The sequence below is a fragment of the Novosphingobium sp. SL115 genome, from assembly GCF_026672515.1.
Taxonomy (GTDB): domain Bacteria; phylum Pseudomonadota; class Alphaproteobacteria; order Sphingomonadales; family Sphingomonadaceae; genus Novosphingobium.
In genome coordinates, this window is sequence record NZ_JAPPRG010000002.1 from 1,604,254 (window position 1) to 1,619,159 (window position 14,906).

The 14,906-nt window shown below is 62.2% G+C and carries 13 protein-coding genes; 4 read left to right on the forward strand and 9 right to left on the reverse strand.

All coding sequences use genetic code 11. The features are described 5' to 3' along the window. Nucleotides 1-2: 2 nt before the first annotated feature. The 5 genes from OVA07_RS09320 to OVA07_RS09340 all read right to left on the reverse strand — a co-directional run bounded on the left by OVA07_RS09320 (nt 3) and on the right by OVA07_RS09340 (nt 4,359). Nucleotides 3-1,184, reverse strand: coding sequence for a CCA tRNA nucleotidyltransferase (locus OVA07_RS09320; RefSeq protein ID WP_268171164.1), 1,182 nt, complete (start codon nt 1,182-1,184; stop codon nt 3-5). Next, a complete protein-coding gene (locus OVA07_RS09325; RefSeq protein WP_268171165.1) occupies nt 1,177-1,779 on the reverse strand; it encodes an NUDIX hydrolase in 603 nt (200 codons plus the stop codon). Before OVA07_RS09325 ends, OVA07_RS09320 begins: the two co-directional genes overlap by 8 nt. Then, a complete protein-coding gene (locus OVA07_RS09330) occupies nt 1,776-2,345 on the reverse strand; it encodes a DUF1285 domain-containing protein (protein ID WP_268171166.1) in 570 nt (189 codons plus the stop codon). The genes OVA07_RS09325 and OVA07_RS09330 overlap by 4 nt, the downstream gene beginning before the upstream one ends. Nucleotides 2,346-2,367: 22 nt before the next feature. Then, the gene (locus OVA07_RS09335; protein WP_268171167.1) at nt 2,368-2,877 is read right to left on the reverse strand and encodes a GNAT family N-acetyltransferase; all 510 of its coding nucleotides are present in this window, start codon (nt 2,875-2,877) and stop codon (nt 2,368-2,370) included. Nucleotides 2,878-2,964: 87 nt separating this feature from the next. Beyond that, the gene (locus OVA07_RS09340) at nt 2,965-4,359 is read right to left on the reverse strand and encodes a helix-turn-helix domain-containing protein (RefSeq protein WP_268171168.1); all 1,395 of its coding nucleotides are present in this window, start codon (nt 4,357-4,359) and stop codon (nt 2,965-2,967) included. 158 nt (nt 4,360-4,517) lie between these two features. On the opposite strand from OVA07_RS09340, the gene OVA07_RS09345 reads away from it, so the two are divergent. From OVA07_RS09345 to OVA07_RS09355, 3 genes are all read left to right on the forward strand, one after another. Beyond that, complete coding sequence (locus OVA07_RS09345) at nt 4,518-6,113, forward strand: isocitrate lyase (RefSeq protein ID WP_268171169.1); 1,596 nt, start codon at nt 4,518-4,520, stop codon at nt 6,111-6,113. Nucleotides 6,114-6,173: 60 nt separating this feature from the next. Next, nucleotides 6,174-6,332 (forward strand): hypothetical protein, encoded by a 159-nt coding sequence (locus OVA07_RS09350; protein ID WP_268171170.1) that lies wholly within the window; start codon nt 6,174-6,176, stop codon nt 6,330-6,332. A 221-nt stretch (nt 6,333-6,553) separates the two neighbouring features. Next, complete coding sequence (locus OVA07_RS09355) at nt 6,554-8,881, forward strand: putative bifunctional diguanylate cyclase/phosphodiesterase (RefSeq protein ID WP_268171171.1); 2,328 nt, start codon at nt 6,554-6,556, stop codon at nt 8,879-8,881. A 27-nt stretch (nt 8,882-8,908) separates the two neighbouring features. On the opposite strand, the gene purQ is transcribed toward OVA07_RS09355, so the two are convergent. Then, entirely contained in the window at nt 8,909-9,586 is a 678-nt protein-coding gene (gene purQ / locus OVA07_RS09360; RefSeq protein WP_268171172.1) for a phosphoribosylformylglycinamidine synthase subunit PurQ, read from the reverse strand. Between the two features lie 25 nt (nt 9,587-9,611). Further along, nucleotides 9,612-9,845, reverse strand: a complete 234-nt coding sequence (gene purS, locus OVA07_RS09365; protein WP_268171173.1) for a phosphoribosylformylglycinamidine synthase subunit PurS — start codon at nt 9,843-9,845, stop codon at nt 9,612-9,614. 409 nt (nt 9,846-10,254) lie between these two features. Between purS and OVA07_RS09370 the strand changes: the two genes are divergently transcribed. Next, nucleotides 10,255-10,881 carry a TetR/AcrR family transcriptional regulator gene (locus tag OVA07_RS09370; RefSeq protein ID WP_268171174.1) on the forward strand — a complete coding sequence of 209 codons (627 nt, stop codon included), beginning with the start codon at nt 10,255-10,257 and terminating at the stop codon, nt 10,879-10,881. 138 nt (nt 10,882-11,019) lie between these two features. Here OVA07_RS09370 and OVA07_RS09375 read toward each other — a convergent pair whose 3' ends face one another. Then, nucleotides 11,020-13,866, reverse strand: coding sequence for a M16 family metallopeptidase (locus tag OVA07_RS09375; RefSeq protein WP_268171175.1), 2,847 nt, complete (start codon nt 13,864-13,866; stop codon nt 11,020-11,022). A gap of 116 nt (nt 13,867-13,982) precedes the next feature. After that, a complete protein-coding gene (gene purC, locus OVA07_RS09380; protein ID WP_039332937.1) occupies nt 13,983-14,768 on the reverse strand; it encodes a phosphoribosylaminoimidazolesuccinocarboxamide synthase in 786 nt (261 codons plus the stop codon). Between the last annotated feature and the right edge of the window lie 138 nt (nt 14,769-14,906).

Genomic DNA, 14,906 nt, shown 5'->3' on the forward strand with positions numbered 1-14,906 from the left:
GCTTAGGTCAGTTCCGCGTCGAGCAATTCCATAACCCGCGCTTCATCGGGAAAACCTTCCTTAATCCACCGCGCTTCGACACTGCGCAAAATCCGCGCCACGTCCGGCCCCGCGCCAATTCCGCGCGCGACGATCTGGCCACCTTTCAGGGGCAGGCGCGGAACGTTCCAGCCATCCAGAACGGCCACCGGTTCACCTGTCAGCAGCAACCGGTCGCGCGCTTCCTCAATTCCGATGCGATAGGCCAGCGCACGGGCATCTGTCGGGCCGGTTTCGCGCGCGGCAGCGCTGTTCAACCGCTTGCGCTGGGCAATCGAAAGTCGCAGCCGTGCGGCGACCTGATCTGCCACTGCCGAATCGGCAGGCAGCAAAGCTGCAAGGCGGCGTAGCGCATCATTGGGGACGTTCAGGTGTGTTTCGCGGTCGTTCAGGGCTTCCAGTGCGGTCAGTCCGGATTCCCGGACTTCGGGCAGCACTTGTGCCAGTACGCCCAGTTCCGCCATGCGTCGCACGGTGGGGGCGGGGTTGGGCAGGCCCAGCAGGTTCATCAGTTCCCAGCCTACCCGCTCACGCGAAAGGCCCTTCATCCCCGCCGCCAGTTCGCTGACCGCAGCTTCGGCTTCGCTATCCGCCGGGATCGATCCGAACCGCGCCTGAAAGCGGAAATAGCGCAGGATGCGCAGGTAATCTTCGCGGATACGCTGACGGGCATCGCCGATGAAGCGCACGGCCTTCGCTGCAAGGTCGGCCTGTCCCCCATGATAATCGAACAGTTCCAGCGTCCGGGGATCGGCATAAAGCGCATTGATGGTGAAATCGCGCCGCGCAGCATCGTCGCGCCAGTCGGTCGAGAAAGCGACTGTGGCGTGGCGGCCATCGGTGGAGACATCGCGGCGCAGAGTAGTGATTTCCACCGGTCCGCCCGCCAGAACAGCCGTTACCGTGCCATGGGCGATGCCGGTGGGCACGCACTTGATGCCCGCCGCTGTCAGCCGCGCCGCCGTTTCTTCGGGCGACCGCGTGGTTGCCATGTCGATGTCCTTGGCGGGAATGCCCAACACGGTATCGCGCACCACACCGCCCACCCAGCGGCAATTGCCGGTGCCTTCAGGATCCAGCGCGGTAACCAGCGCGGCCAGATCGGCGCGGGCTGTCCAGTCGGCAGCGGGCAGGTATTCAGTCATGCCAGCGCACCCGCTTGGACAGGTTGGACAGGATCGCTGCGGTCACGCCCCAGATGCGGTGCTCGTTCCATAAAATCTCGATATAGTGGCCCGTGCGGCCATTGAACTCTGCCGATTTGCGCGCATGGTTGGCCGCATCCAGCACAAAGCCAAGCGGCGGCTCGAACCAGTCGGCCACCTCGGCGGGATTGGGCATCAGCGGCAGGTCGGGCGGGACAACGGCCAGCACCGGGGTAATGTCATACCCGGTGCCAGTGCGGAAACGGTCGGTCGCGCCGATCACGGTTACGTCCTGAGCCCGGATGCCCAGTTCCTCATTCGCTTCGCGCAAGGCCGCCTCTATCGGGGTTTCGCCCGGATCAAGCTTGCCGCCCGGAAACGCCGCCTGCCCCGGATGCGCGCGCATGTGCGACGGACGGTGGATCAACAGCACGCCCGGCCCATCGGGATGGTCCTTGCGGTCGGTTACGGCAATCAGCACCGCAGCGGGGCGCAGGGCCTGATCGGGCAGGGGCCGCCAGTCTTCATAAAGGTCGCGCGCAGGGGCGCGGTGGCCCTCGCTGTAAAGCCCGCTCAGGTGGTCGAGCAGGCTCATGCTGAAGGCATCAGTGCAAAACGCTGACCGTTGCTTTCCACCGCCAGTTCATCGCCACCCAGCGACAGCGCATGATCGATCAACTGGCCATAGGTGCTACGGTTCAGTCGCGCCTCGGTGCCGTGACGCACGCTGATGTAGAACGCGGGCACATCTGCCGTTCCCGCCACGCGCAAGGGATGATCGGCCCCGCACACCACCAGATCGTCGGTGTTCAGCCGGAATGCCAGCGTAGGCTTGCCATCGGCATCGGCCTTTACCTGCATGTCCGTGGCAATGAACGCCACGTCTTCCACCGTAATCGACAGGCGCTGAAACGGGGTGACCAGCCAGTGCTGCCCGTCCGCATCTTTCGTCAACAGCGATGAAAAGGCGCGAACCATGGCAGGTCGCCTGATCTCGCCGCCCTGATGATACCAGCGTCCATCGGCGGCAATGCGCATCTCGCTGTCGCCCACGTCCGCTGGTGTCCACCGGTCCAGCGGGGGCAGCTTGCGCGCGGCGACCTGTTCGGCCAGTTCGGCAAGGCTTAAGGAAGCAAGTTCTGGGGGTGGAATGTAAGGCACATCCCGCCGATGCCAGATCAGATCAGCGCCGCCAAGGCCCCAACATGCCCTCTTGCGGCAGAATGGCAGGGTTGGCGGTGCGGCACAGCAATCGGTGCTGCTCAAACGGTCCGGGCAGCTTCCATCCGCCGGTGTGCGCGTTGGAAAAACCGAAGAACCGTTCGTAGTATTCAGGATCGCCGATCAGGACCTGCGGCAATGGTGCGCGCGGATCGATTGCGGTCAGTGCCGCCGTCATCAGCGCCTTGCCAAAACCGGCGCCTTGCAGATGCGGCAGCACGGCTACGGGGCCAACCATAATCATCGGATGGGCGCGGCCCGTGGCATCGGTCAACGACACCGGCCAGCACTGGATCGTGCCTGCCAGCATGTCGTTATCGTCCAGCGCGGCAAACGACAGGTTCCCCAATGCCTCCATGCCTTCGCGCACCTTATAGGCGGTTCGGGTGCGGCGGCCCGGCTCGAAAGCCTGGTCAAGCACCTGATCTACCAGGGCAGAATCAACGTCGGAAAGGGGAATGATCTTGGCCAATAGCGGCGCCTTTGGATACCAGCCGCCAATCGATTCGGCGGACTTGCGCCGATAGCGGTGCTGTGTTGCACCTGCAAGGCGTCGCCATCAGCTCTCGGCAAAGGCGAAAGGTTCTGCCGCACGGCGATAATCATCCGGCAGAATCTCGCGTCCGATCGGCGGCTCTGCCCGCGCAGTGCATTGCGCGCGGTGGCACAGGCGGCAGGTCACGCCAATGGGGGTCGCCTCTGCCGCTTTGGGATCGGCCCCGGCGGCATAGATCAGGCGGGGCGCATGTTCCGCCGCGCAGGCCAGCGCAATGGCGCGCGTCATCACCGGCCGGTCAAACCCGCCACCGCCCGATGTCACCGTGCGCGCCACCGAAAAGAACCGCTGGCCATCAGGCAGTTCCAGCCATTGCGTGGTGATCTGCCCCGGCGTGCGCAGACAATCATGCACGCTCCACAACGGACACCCCCCGCCATGCGCGGCAAAGGGAAAGCCTGCGCCATCCAGCCGCTTTGACACATTTCCCGCCGCATCCACGCGGATGAAGAAGAACGGCACCCGTTCCTGCCCCGGCCGGTTCAGCGTGGTCAGCCGGTGCGCCACTTGTTCAAAACTGGTGCCGAACTGCCCTGACAGCGCCTCAAGATCATAACGCCGCGCATCTACGGCGCGGGCAAACCGGTCATAAGGCATCAGCAGCGCCGCCGCCGCATATCCGGCCAGTGCCCGCCGGACGAGGTTGGCCGCGGTCTGGCTGGCAAAGCTTTCTCCCCGGATCACGCCGGCAATCTCGGTGCGCAGCGTGGTATAGGCGATGTGCTGCACCAGTTGCCACGTCCGGCCTGATGCCGACAGCGTATCGTCCACCAGCAATTGTTCGTTGTGGCGGTCATACCGACGGATCGCGCCCATCATCACATCGGGCGGCAGGAACCGCACCCGCACGCCCTGCTGGCGCAACCATTGTGCCGCGCCGCCTGCCTTGTCGATCTCTCCGGCCAGTTCCTCGGCCTTGCAATCGATGGTGGGGAAATAGTTGCGCCGTGCCGCCACAAACCGCCGCGCTTCGCCCACGGGGTCGCTCGCGCTCACCCCCGGCGCAGCGCTGCGCTGGTCGGCCAGCGCCTGCTGTTCGCGCTGCCATGCACCGTGCAGGCGCAGCAAGGCTTCGGTCACACCGGGAAAGCTGGCGGCAACGTCGGCAACTTCCAGCGGGGGCAGATCGATATCGGCAAAGATCGGATCGCGCAGTGCGTCGGTCAGTCGCCGGGCATAATCGTCGCGGTCGTCCGCTGCCAGATCGGCCATGTCCAGCTTGTACGCCCGCGCCAATCGCAGCAGCAGGTCAGCCGTCAAGGGGCGCTGGTTGCGTTCGATCAGGGCGATGTAGCTGGGCGATATGCTCAGTTCTTCGGCCATGGCCTGCTGTGTCAGCCCCAGCTCGCGCCGGATACGCTTCAACCGGGGGCCGAGATAAAGCGGTCTTGTCGACATTGCACATGCGCCTTTGAAGTCGTCTGTGTTTCCTGCACAACTTTACAAGCATATTCTGTAAAGTTTGACAATATGACCGCACAGCCCGTTCCGCCCGCACGATTCGCACAGTACCCAGAACTCACACCAGACGCACAGGACGTGAGGGAACACGGGAAATGACCTACCACAGCAAGATCGTCGAAGCTGGCAAGGCCATCGCGCCTTTCGCGCAGACCTGGGACGGCATCGAACCGGAAAGCGTGGCCCGTATGCGCCTGCAGAACCGGTTCCACACCGGGCTGGATATTGCCCGCTACACCGCAAAGATAATGCGCCGCGACATGGAAGCCTATGACGCGGACCCTGCCAACTACACCCAGTCGCTGGGCTGCTGGCACGGCTTCATCGGGCAGCAGAAGCTGATCTCGATCAAGAAGCACTTCGGCACCACCAAGGGCCGCTACCTATATCTGTCAGGCTGGATGGTTGCCGCACTGCGCAGCGAATTTGGCCCGCTGCCCGACCAGTCGATGCACGAAAAGACCAGCGTGGCCGCGCTGATCGAGGAACTTTACACATTCCTGAAGCAGGCGGATGCCCGTGAACTGGGCATGTTGTTCCGCGATCTCGATGCGGCCAAAGCTGCGGGCGATGCGGTCAACACCCACCGCCTGCTGCACAAGATCGATGAATTCGAAACCCACGTCGTTCCGATCATCGCGGACATCGATGCAGGCTTCGGCAATGCAGAAGCGACCTACCTGCTGGCCAAGAAGTTCATCGAAGCGGGCGCATGCTGCATCCAGATCGAAAACCAGGTTTCGGATGAAAAGCAGTGCGGCCACCAGGACGGCAAGGTCACCGTTCCGCACGAAGACTTCCTCGCGAAGATCCGCGCGGTCCGTTATGCCTTCATGGAACTCGGTGTGGATGACGGTGTGATAGTTGCGCGCACCGATTCACTGGGCGCAGGGCTGACCAAGCAGATCGCTTATACCCGCGAAAAGGGCGATATTGCCGATCAATACAACAGCTTCCTTGATTGCGAAGATGTTGATGCGGCCAGTCTTGGCCATGGTGACGTACTGATAGCTCGCGACGGCAAGCTGATGCGGCCCAAGCGTCTGCCTTCAAACCTTTACCAGTTCCGTTCGGGAACCGGCGAGGATCGCTGCGTGCTGGATTGCATCACGTCGCTGCAGAACGGTGCAGACCTGCTGTGGATTGAAACTGAAAAGCCGCACATCGGCCAGATCGGGGGAATGGTCAGCCGCATCCGCGAAGTGATCCCGAATGCCAAGCTGGTTTACAACAACAGCCCCAGCTTCAACTGGACGCTGAACTTCCGTCAGCAGGTGTTTGATGCGTGGGCAGCAGAAGGTCGCGACACGGGCGCTTATGACCGGGCAAGGCTGATGAGCGTGGACTATGACGGCACCGAGCTGGGCATCGAGGCAGACGAACGTATCCGCACGTTCCAGCGCGATGCGGCGGCGCAGGCGGGCATTTTTCACCACCTTATTACCCTGCCCACGTATCACACGGCGGCGCTCAGCACCGACAACCTCGCCAAGCGCTATTTCGGTGAGGAAGGGATGCTGGGTTACGTCAAGCAGGTCCAGCGTGAGGAAATCCGTCAGGGTATCGCCTGCGTCAAGCACCAGAACATGGCTGGCAGCGACATTGGTGACGATCACAAGGAATACTTCGCCGGTGAAGCTGCGCTGAAGGCTGGCGGCACGCACAATACGATGAACCAGTTTGCTGCCTGACCGATTGAAAACTGAAGTTCGCGGCAATCGCGCCACGAAGACCAACGAAGGAGACGCAAAATGGCTGAACCTGCACGCGCCCGTGCTGTCCTCTCGACCGAGGACTTCAAGCTGATCCGCGAAGCGGTACTGCACTATCTGAAAGCGATCGAAGACCAGCCGGAATCGATCAAGTTTTCAAACCTTTACCACCGGCTTGGCAGCGCGTTGGGACGTTGATCCCCGGCATAGCCTGACTGGACCTTTCCTGGGGAGGAAAGTCCGGCCCGTCGCACCTTTGAGTGCGGCGGGCTTTTTTGTGCAGAAATTCGTGCTGCTACACATTGGCGCACGGCAGAACGCTTGTGGCCTTCGATCGACCATTGGCCCGCTGTGGTTACGATTGGCTAACGGTTTGCCGTTAAAAAAGCCTTGTGACCAAATCATCGGATTCGAACGCGATGGACAAGTTGCCCATACTCGCCGTGATCGGCTTCCGCGATCCGGCGGATGGCGACTGGTCGCGCCTGCGCGGCTTTCAGTATTCCAGCTTGGCGCGTTTGACGTTCGCCCGGCTTATCGCCCACGGCCTTTCGGCCTTGCTGGTCCTGCAGATTTTCGCCGGAACGATCCACATCGCGCTTTTGATAAGCTGGATGGCTATACTCGTCGGCGTGCTGATTTATGGCGCACGTTTCGACCGCTCGTTGATCGATGCAGACCGGCGTCGTATTTCGCGACAGGAAGCCCATCGACAGACCGTCTCGTCGTTGCTGATTGCTCTGGTATGGGTGGTGCCGATGCTCGGTTTCGCCCCACTGGCTTCTGCTGAGCAGCGCATGATGCTGTGGACGGTGCTGGCGACACTGATGACAGGAATGGCAGTAACTTTTGCCGCGCTGCCAATGGCCACCGTGCTTTTTTCGGGCATCGTGGGCGCATCGGCTTTGGCAACGTTCCTGTTCGAAGCTGAATTCATTCAAGCCGCGGTTGCAGTCAGCTATATCGCCATTGTCGGTATCGGTGCAGTTGAAGGCGCCCGGACATTTCTGGGCGCGCGACTGGCCGAAGCGGGCATGGCTGAAAAGAGCGAGGTCGTATCGCTGCTGCTGCGCGAATTTGAAGAAGGTGACGCCGACTGGCTGTGGCAGATTGATGCCACACGCCGGGTGCGCTCGGTCAGTCCGCGCTTCGCCTTTGCGCTGGGCGCTGACCCTGAAGATGTTGAAGGTAAACCGCTGATCCAGCTCATATCAGGTGCAGCATGGGATATGGGGCATTTCCATTCCAGCATGCACGATCTGGCTGAGCGACTGAAGCGGCGGGAAAGTTTTGCCAACCTGCTGGTTCGGGTCACTCTGCACGAGAACCATCGCTGGTGGGAGCTTTCGGCATCACCCAAGTTTGATGACAACGGTTCGTTCCTTGGCTTCCGTGGTGTCGGGTCGGATGTCACCGAGCAGCGCGAAAGTGCCGAGAAAATCGCCTATCTTGCCCGTTATGATACGCTGACAGGCCTGCCCAATCGCATGATGCTGACCGAAGCGGTGGGGCATGCACTGGCGTATGCCGAACAGTGGCGCACCCGTTGCGCCTTCCTGATGCTGGACCTAGACCGGTTCAAATCGATCAACGATTCGTTGGGTCACCATGTTGGCGATCAGCTTCTGGCACTGGTGTCCGAACGGCTGCGGACGATTGTGGGGGATGAAGGCACTTGCGCTCGTCTGGGCGGCGATGAATTTGCAGTCGTGGTGCGCGATGCGCCCGACAGTGAACGGATAGACGAACTGGCCAAGGCGATTATCGCCGCGCTTTCAAAGCCCTATGAAGTGGGGCACCATACGTTGTTTGTGGGAGCCAGTATCGGGTCGGCCTATGGCCCGCGTGATGGGACAACGGTTGAGACGCTGCTGCGCAATGCCGACCTCGCGCTTTACCGGGTCAAGGATGAAGGCGGCGGACGGCACTGCACGTATGAGCCATCGCTGCACGCCCATGCCGAAGAGCGCCGTCAGCTTGAATTTTCGCTGCGTCACGCGCTGGAACGCGATGAATTTTCGCTGATGTTCCAGCCGGTTGTCGATGCCCAGACCGAAGAGGTGTTAAGCTTTGAGGCGCTGCTGCGCTGGAACAATGCCGAGCATGGGATGGTCAGCCCGGCAAAGTTCATTCCGCTGGCCGAAGATACCCGCCTGATCGTGCCGATTGGCGAATGGGTGCTGCGCATGGCCTGTCGTGAGGCGATGAAGTGGCCTGCAAGCGTCAAGGTTGCGGTCAATGTTTCGGGTGAGCAGTTGCTGGACCCGTATTTTGCCGAAACCGTGGTGTCGGCGCTGTCGATCACCGGGTTGCCGCCGCACCGCCTTGAAATCGAGGTGACCGAGAGCATTTTTGTGCGCGATGGAACGACCGCGCAGATGACGCTGGAAAACCTGATGGGGATCGGTTGCGGCGTGGCGCTGGACGATTTCGGCACCGGCTATTCGTCGCTCGGCTATCTGCGCAAGATGCGGTTTTCGACGATCAAGGTCGACCGCAGTTTTGTGCAAGGCGCGGCGCGCAACAATCCTGAAAGCCTTGCCATCGTGCGGGCGGTGGTGGCCATGGCCGACAGTCTTGACATGTCGACCACGGCAGAAGGCGTGGAAACGGAATTGGAACTGGACGTGATCCGCCGCCTAGGCTGCAAGAAAATCCAAGGCTATTACTTCGGCCGTCCAATGCACAGCGCCGATGCACTGGCACTGTTCGACACCATTCGTCTGGGCGCGCGGATCAGGGCCTGAGAGTATTTGCCTGACGTTTCAGCGTGTTCAGGCCGTAACCAGACCGCGCACCACGCTTTCAAACAGGGCCCGGCCATCCGATCCGCCTTGCGCAGCTTCGATCATGCGTTCGGGATGTGGCATCATGCCCAGCACATTGCCGCGCGCGTTCAGCACGCCTGCGATATTGCGGGCCGATCCGTTGACGTCCTGCGCATAGCGGAAAGCAACGCGGCCTTCGCCTTCGATCCGGTCCAGCGTTTCTGCATCGGCGAAGTAGTTGCCGTCGTGGTGCGCCACCGGGATCAGGATTTCCTGTCCGGCGGTGTAGCCTGCGGTAAACAGCGACTGGTTGTTTTCAACCGTCAGCGCCACGTCGCGGCAGACGAAGCGGATGCCCGCGTTGCGCATCAGCGCGCCAGGCAGCAGGCCCGCTTCGGTCAGCACCTGAAAGCCGTTGCACACGCCCAGCACTGCCACGCCGCGTTCCGCCGCGCGGACCACGGCCTGCATCACTGGCGAGCGTGCCGCCATGGCGCCCGATCGCAAGTAGTCGCCATAGGAGAAGCCGCCGGGCAGGGCGATGAAATCGAGATTGTCGGGCAGTTCGGCATCGCCGTGCCAGACGCGGTGGACGGTGCCGCCGCAAACCTGTTCAACCGCAACCGCCATGTCGCGATCGCAGTTCGAGCCGGGGAAGGTGATGACGGCGGAGGTGAAGGCCATGGGTTGCGCTCCTGCTCAGGCCTGCTCAGGCCGCCTTTTCGATGCGGTAGTTTTCGATCACCATGTTGGCGAGAAGCTTGCGGCACATTTCGTCCAGCGCTTCATCCGTGGTGTTGTCGGCCACGTCGAGTTCGATCACACGGCCGGCGCGCACATCGTTGACGCCGGAAAAGCCCAAACCTTCGAGCGCGTGGTGGATGGCGCGGCCCTGCGGATCGAGAACGCCGTTCTTGAGGCTGACAATGACGCGGACCTTCATCGGGCGGGGCCTTTCGGAGATTCTTGGGGCGGGAGATTCTTGGCGCGGCCTATGCAACCGGAAGGCCGGAAGAGCAAGGGCTGATGCGAAAGGTTAGGCTCCGTTTTCCTGAACAGGTTTACACTGTTTACACAGTCCAGAGAAAGTTTGCCGTCCCCTTCCGTCGGGCTGCCGAGGGGCGCGATGGCCCTTGCACGAAAGGGGAGTGTTAACGTCATGACCGATACCATAGCGCCGAATGCGTAAGTAGGAAAACAGCGAGAAAACGGCGGAAATCCGCGCTAGGGTGCAAATACCCCAAGGACAGGAAGTGGTCCTTGCGGCGGCGGAACGGGGCCGGAATTTTCCCATCGCATCCCACGCGAATCCGGCTGTTCCGCCGCCGCATTTTTACCTTTTAATAACTGACGTGTCAGTTATTATCCTGCCCATGCCACGCATTACCCCTACCGACCGTCGCGCCAGAATCCTTGATGCCGCGCGCGAGGAATTTTCGGAGCGCGGGTTTGCGGCTGCCCGGTTGGAAGACGTGGCGCGGCGTGTGGGGATTAGCCGTGCCGCGCTGTATCTGACGTTCGACAGCAAGGACGCGCTGTTTCGTGCGCTGGTGTCCGAAGTGATTACCGAAGTCATGCCCACGCTTTTGCCCGGCGATTACGGCAACCTGCCTGCCGCCGCCCTGCTGCGCGGGTTCATCAAGAACGCGATGGCGCGCATTGCCAGCCCGGACATGGCGTTCCTGCCCAGGCTGATCGTCGGGGAGGGGCGCAATTTTCCCGAACTGGCGCGGTTCTATCATGAAACCACGATGATCTGCGTGCTGGGGGCGGTTGAGCGGCTGATCTTTCACGGCATGGCGCGCGGTGAATTTTCCTGCGCCGACCCGCGCATGACCGCGCGCAGCGTGGCGGGTGGCATCATCCTTGCGGCGCTGTGGCAAGGTGTGTTCGAGCCGGTGGGGGCAGAGCCGCTGGATATGGAATGGATGGCGGAAAGCCATGCTGAACTGGTGGTATTGGGGTTGCGCAAGGGGTGAGTGGTTGTGGGGAAAACCTCTGGCTTTGGAAACTCTCCCCGCCGCGACCAATTTCGCTGATCGCTCAATAAGTCTCGCTCCCCTACCCGTCGGGGAGGAGGCGGTGCCGGGGTTCGGCATCGCCAGCAGGTAACCCCATCAACCTTTCGGCGCAGCAGCGCCTTCGGGTAGGACCAGCACTTGCACGGCTTTTTCCGGGGTGAGGTAGCGTTTGGCCAAGGCTTGCAGGTCTGCGACGGTGATGCTTTCCACGCGGGCGCGGGCGGATTTTGCGCGTTGCAGGCGGTCAGGTTCGGTGCTGGCGCGTTCGGCCAGTGCCATCCAGCCGCCGTTGGTTTTCAGCGCATTGTCGATACGTTCCAGCATGGGCGCGCGGGCGCGTTGCAACACATCGGCATCTACGGGGCCACTGGCGAGGGCGCGCATGGTTTCGTCCAAGGCAGCGCGGGTGGCGGCGATGTCCGCGAGATCGACCGAGGCGGAGATGGCGAAAGTGCCATAGCCGGGCCAGACGTGGGAAAGGCTGCCCGATGCGCTGGGGGAATAGGCCTTGCCCAGCTTTTCGCGCACAGTGTCGGTCACTTCGATCTGGGCGACTTCGCTCAGCACGGTAAGTGCCATCGCCTCTTGCGGATCACGATCATCGCGGGTGGGCCAGACATTGCGGATGATCGCCTGATTGGCTTCGCCTGTATGGCGGATGACGGTCAACCCTCGTTGCGGGGTAAAGCTGCGCTGTCGTTCTGCCGTGTAAGGGCGGAATTCCGCTTCCCGTTGGGGCAGGGCGCCAAAGGTGCGGGCAACCGCATCTATAGTGGCGGCTTCATCGATATCGCCGACAACGGCGATTTCGATGGCGCCGTGGGCCAACCGGTCAGCGATGGCGTTGCGCAATTTGGCATAGCCCAATGCGGCAAAGGCGTCCTGCGATTGCAGGGTGAACCGCGGGTCGTTGGCTGAAAGCACCCCGCCGATGCTGTTGGACAGCGCGGCCTGAGGGCTGGAGCGCAGGCGGGCAAAGAAGTTGGCGATGTTCTGCCGGTAAAGCACTTCGCCTTCGGGGCGATAGCCGGGATCGGTGACCATGGCTGCCCACAATTGCAATTGCAGCGCCAGATCGCGCGGGGTGGTGGTGACGCCGCTGTCGAAGGTATCGCCGCCTGCGCCCAGCCCCATGGCGACCGAGCGGCCCGCCAGCAGGGTTTGCAAATCGTCCTCGCTATGTTTGCCAAGGCCGCCACGCGCCAGAACGCCGGTCATGTCTGTGGCCAGAGGATCGGTCTTGCTGTCCAGCATTTCGCCGCCGTCGATATTGAGGCGGACCTCGACGCGATCCTTTGCAAGATCGGTGCGTTTGAGGTTGAGCATGACATGGTTGGCAAAGCGGATCTGGCGGATGCCGAACAGCGGTTCGGTGGTGTCAGACGTGACGGTGCCTGCCGGGCCGAAATCGGTATAGGCAAAGGGCATGGGCGCGGGGATTTCGCCCGCTGTTGCCTTGGCCCTGGTGGCTTTGGCCCATGTCTGGCGCAGGGCCTGTTCGCCCCCGGCGGGCGGTGTGCGGCCCTGCCAGCGGATCAGGGGGTTTTTCAGCGGTACGGCTTCTTGCCGCAATGCTTCCATCACGGTTTTGGGCGTGATCGAGGCGGCAAACCGGTTGAAGCGATCAAGGCCTGATTGCGGTGTGGTGGGGACAATATCATCGCGGATCAGCGCCAGCGCCGCGCCTGTCAATGCACCATGGGGGCGAGTGTCGGCTCCGGCAGCCGCGTTTTCCAGCCCGGTGCGGATATTGGCGACCTGTTCGGCAATCTCGCCCTGCGTAAAACCGCCTGACAGCGCGCGGGCATAGGCCCCGGCGGCGGCGGCAAACCCGCGTTGCCAGCCGCCGTCGACCGTATCGACGATAAGGTTGGTGGTGCGGCCGATGTGGAACACTTCGCTGGTGCCAAGGCCGGCGCCCCGGAACGGCGGATCTATCACCCGGCTCATCCGCTGAAACCGGCGGTTGACCACGCCATAACCGATCTGCCGCAGCAGGTTGCGGCGGCGGTTGGCCACGCTGTCGGGTTCGTCCAGCCATGGGCCGTGGCGCGATGCGGTGACCCGTTCGGACAGCGAGGGATCGAGGTGGATGTCCACCGCATCCTTTTGCTTGGGCAGCACTTTGCCCTGATCGGGGCGAGCGCTTTGCGGGCGCGGCTGCCAATCGGCAAAGCGGGCGCGCAGGGCAGTTTCGACCACATCGGGATCGAAATCGCCCACCACGACCAGCGTGGTTTTGGATGGCACATATTCGCGTTGCCAGAAGGCCTTGAGCGTTTGCGCGGTAGCGGCGTTCAGCGCATCGACCGTGCCGATGGGCAGGCGTTTGGGATAGGTTGCCTGCGGGTAGAAGAACGCAAGCTGGTCTTCCAGATTGGTGCGCTGCCAGCCCTGCCCATCGCGCAGTTCCGACATGACGACGCCGCGTTCGCGCTGCACCGCTTCTGGCGCGATGGTCAATTCGCTGGCGGTTTCGCGCATCAGCATCAGCGCTGTGTCGAGCAGCTTTGCATCATTGCGCGGCAGTTCGAGCATGTAGAGCGTTTGTTCGAACGAGGTCTGGGCGTTGGTATCTGCGCCGAACGACAGGCCATTGCGTTCCAGCAGCTTGACCATCTCGCCTTCGGGGACGTGGGTGGAGCCGTTGAAGGCCATATGTTCGACAAAATGGGCAAAACCGCGCTCGTTTTCGCGCTCGTCCAGCGAACCGGTGGCGATGTCCATGCGCACCTGCGCGGTGCCGGCAGGCGTGGCATTGCGCCGGATGATGAAGCGCATGCCGTTTTCGAGCTGGCCGAAGCGGTAGGCGGGATCGGCGGGCAAATCGCTTTGCTGGAACGCCCATGTGGGTTTGGGGGCGCTGGCAAGGGTGCCAGGCTGCGCGGTGCAGGCGGCAAGAAGCAGCAGGGCGGGAAACGGAAGCAGGCGGTGCGGGATCATCGCGCAGGGGTTTGCCCGGTTGGGGCGCGGGGTGCAACGGGGAGAGGCAGATGGCGGGCAAACAAAAACCCCCTCCGTTGCCGAAGGGGGCCTTTGTGTTCGCTGGGGCGTGAAGGTTACTTCTTGCCGCGCAGCTTGCGGTGAGCGCCCAGGTCGAAGACTTCGCTGGGGCCGCCGTCGTTTTCGAGCAGGCCGAGGCGGCGGGCGACTTCCTGGTAGGCTTCTTCTTCACCGCCCAGATCGCGGCGGAAGCGATCCTTGTCGAGCTTTTCGCCGGTGGTCATGTCCCACAGGCGGCAGCCGTCGGGGCTGATTTCGTCGGCCAGGATCACGCGGCTGTAATCGCCGTCCCAGATGCGGCCGAATTCAAGCTTGAAGTCGACCAGGCTGATGTTGATCGCCGCGAACATGCCGCACAGGAAATCGTTCACGCGGATCGCCATCGAGGAAATGTCCTGCATTTCCTCGTTCGATGCCCAGCCGAAGCAGGCGATGTGTTCTTCGGCGATCATCGGATCGCCCAGCGCATCGTCCTTGTAATAGTATTCGATCAGGGTGTGCGGCAGCGGCTCACCCTCTTCGATGCCAAGGCGCTTGGAAATGGAACCTGCGGCGATGTTGCGCACGACCACTTCGATCGGGATGATTTCGGCCTGACGCACAAGCTGTTCGCGCATGTTCAGGCGGCGGATGAAGTGCGTGGGGATGCCGATGTGTGCGAGGCGCGTGAACACATATTCGCTGATGCGGTTGTTGATCACGCCCTTGCCGTTGATCGTGCCGCGCTTTTGCGCGTTGAACGCGGTGGCATCATCCTTGAAATACTGGATGATCGTGCCCGGTTCGGGGCCTTCGTAAAGGATCTTGGCCTTGCCTTCGTAGATCTGGCGGCGACGCGACATCATCTTGCTTCCTGCACGACGCCGGGGATGAACCGCCCGGCGGGAATAAGAAACCCCGGCATCACGTTGGAGGCGACTCCATCGCTGCGGCCGGGGCGTTCAGGTGGCCCATAAGCGAAACGCGGAAAAAGTGCAATT

Coding starts and splice junctions, on each gene's coding strand:
- OVA07_RS09345 (WP_268171169.1), top strand. CDS start 4,518: ATGACCTACCACAGCAAGATCGTCGAAGCTGGCAAGGCCATCGCGCCT.
- OVA07_RS09325 (WP_268171165.1), bottom strand. CDS start 1,779: ATGAGCCTGCTCGACCACCTGAGCGGGCTTTACAGCGAGGGCCACCGC.
- OVA07_RS09355 (WP_268171171.1), top strand. CDS start 6,554: ATGGACAAGTTGCCCATACTCGCCGTGATCGGCTTCCGCGATCCGGCG.
- OVA07_RS09350 (WP_268171170.1), top strand. CDS start 6,174: ATGGCTGAACCTGCACGCGCCCGTGCTGTCCTCTCGACCGAGGACTTC.
- purS (WP_268171173.1), bottom strand. CDS start 9,845: ATGAAGGTCCGCGTCATTGTCAGCCTCAAGAACGGCGTTCTCGATCCG.
- OVA07_RS09375 (WP_268171175.1), bottom strand. CDS start 13,866: ATGATCCCGCACCGCCTGCTTCCGTTTCCCGCCCTGCTGCTTCTTGCC.
- OVA07_RS09320 (WP_268171164.1), bottom strand. CDS start 1,184: ATGACTGAATACCTGCCCGCTGCCGACTGGACAGCCCGCGCCGATCTG.
- purQ (WP_268171172.1), bottom strand. CDS start 9,586: ATGGCCTTCACCTCCGCCGTCATCACCTTCCCCGGCTCGAACTGCGAT.
- OVA07_RS09340 (WP_268171168.1), bottom strand. CDS start 4,359: ATGTCGACAAGACCGCTTTATCTCGGCCCCCGGTTGAAGCGTATCCGG.
- purC (WP_039332937.1), bottom strand. CDS start 14,768: ATGTCGCGTCGCCGCCAGATCTACGAAGGCAAGGCCAAGATCCTTTAC.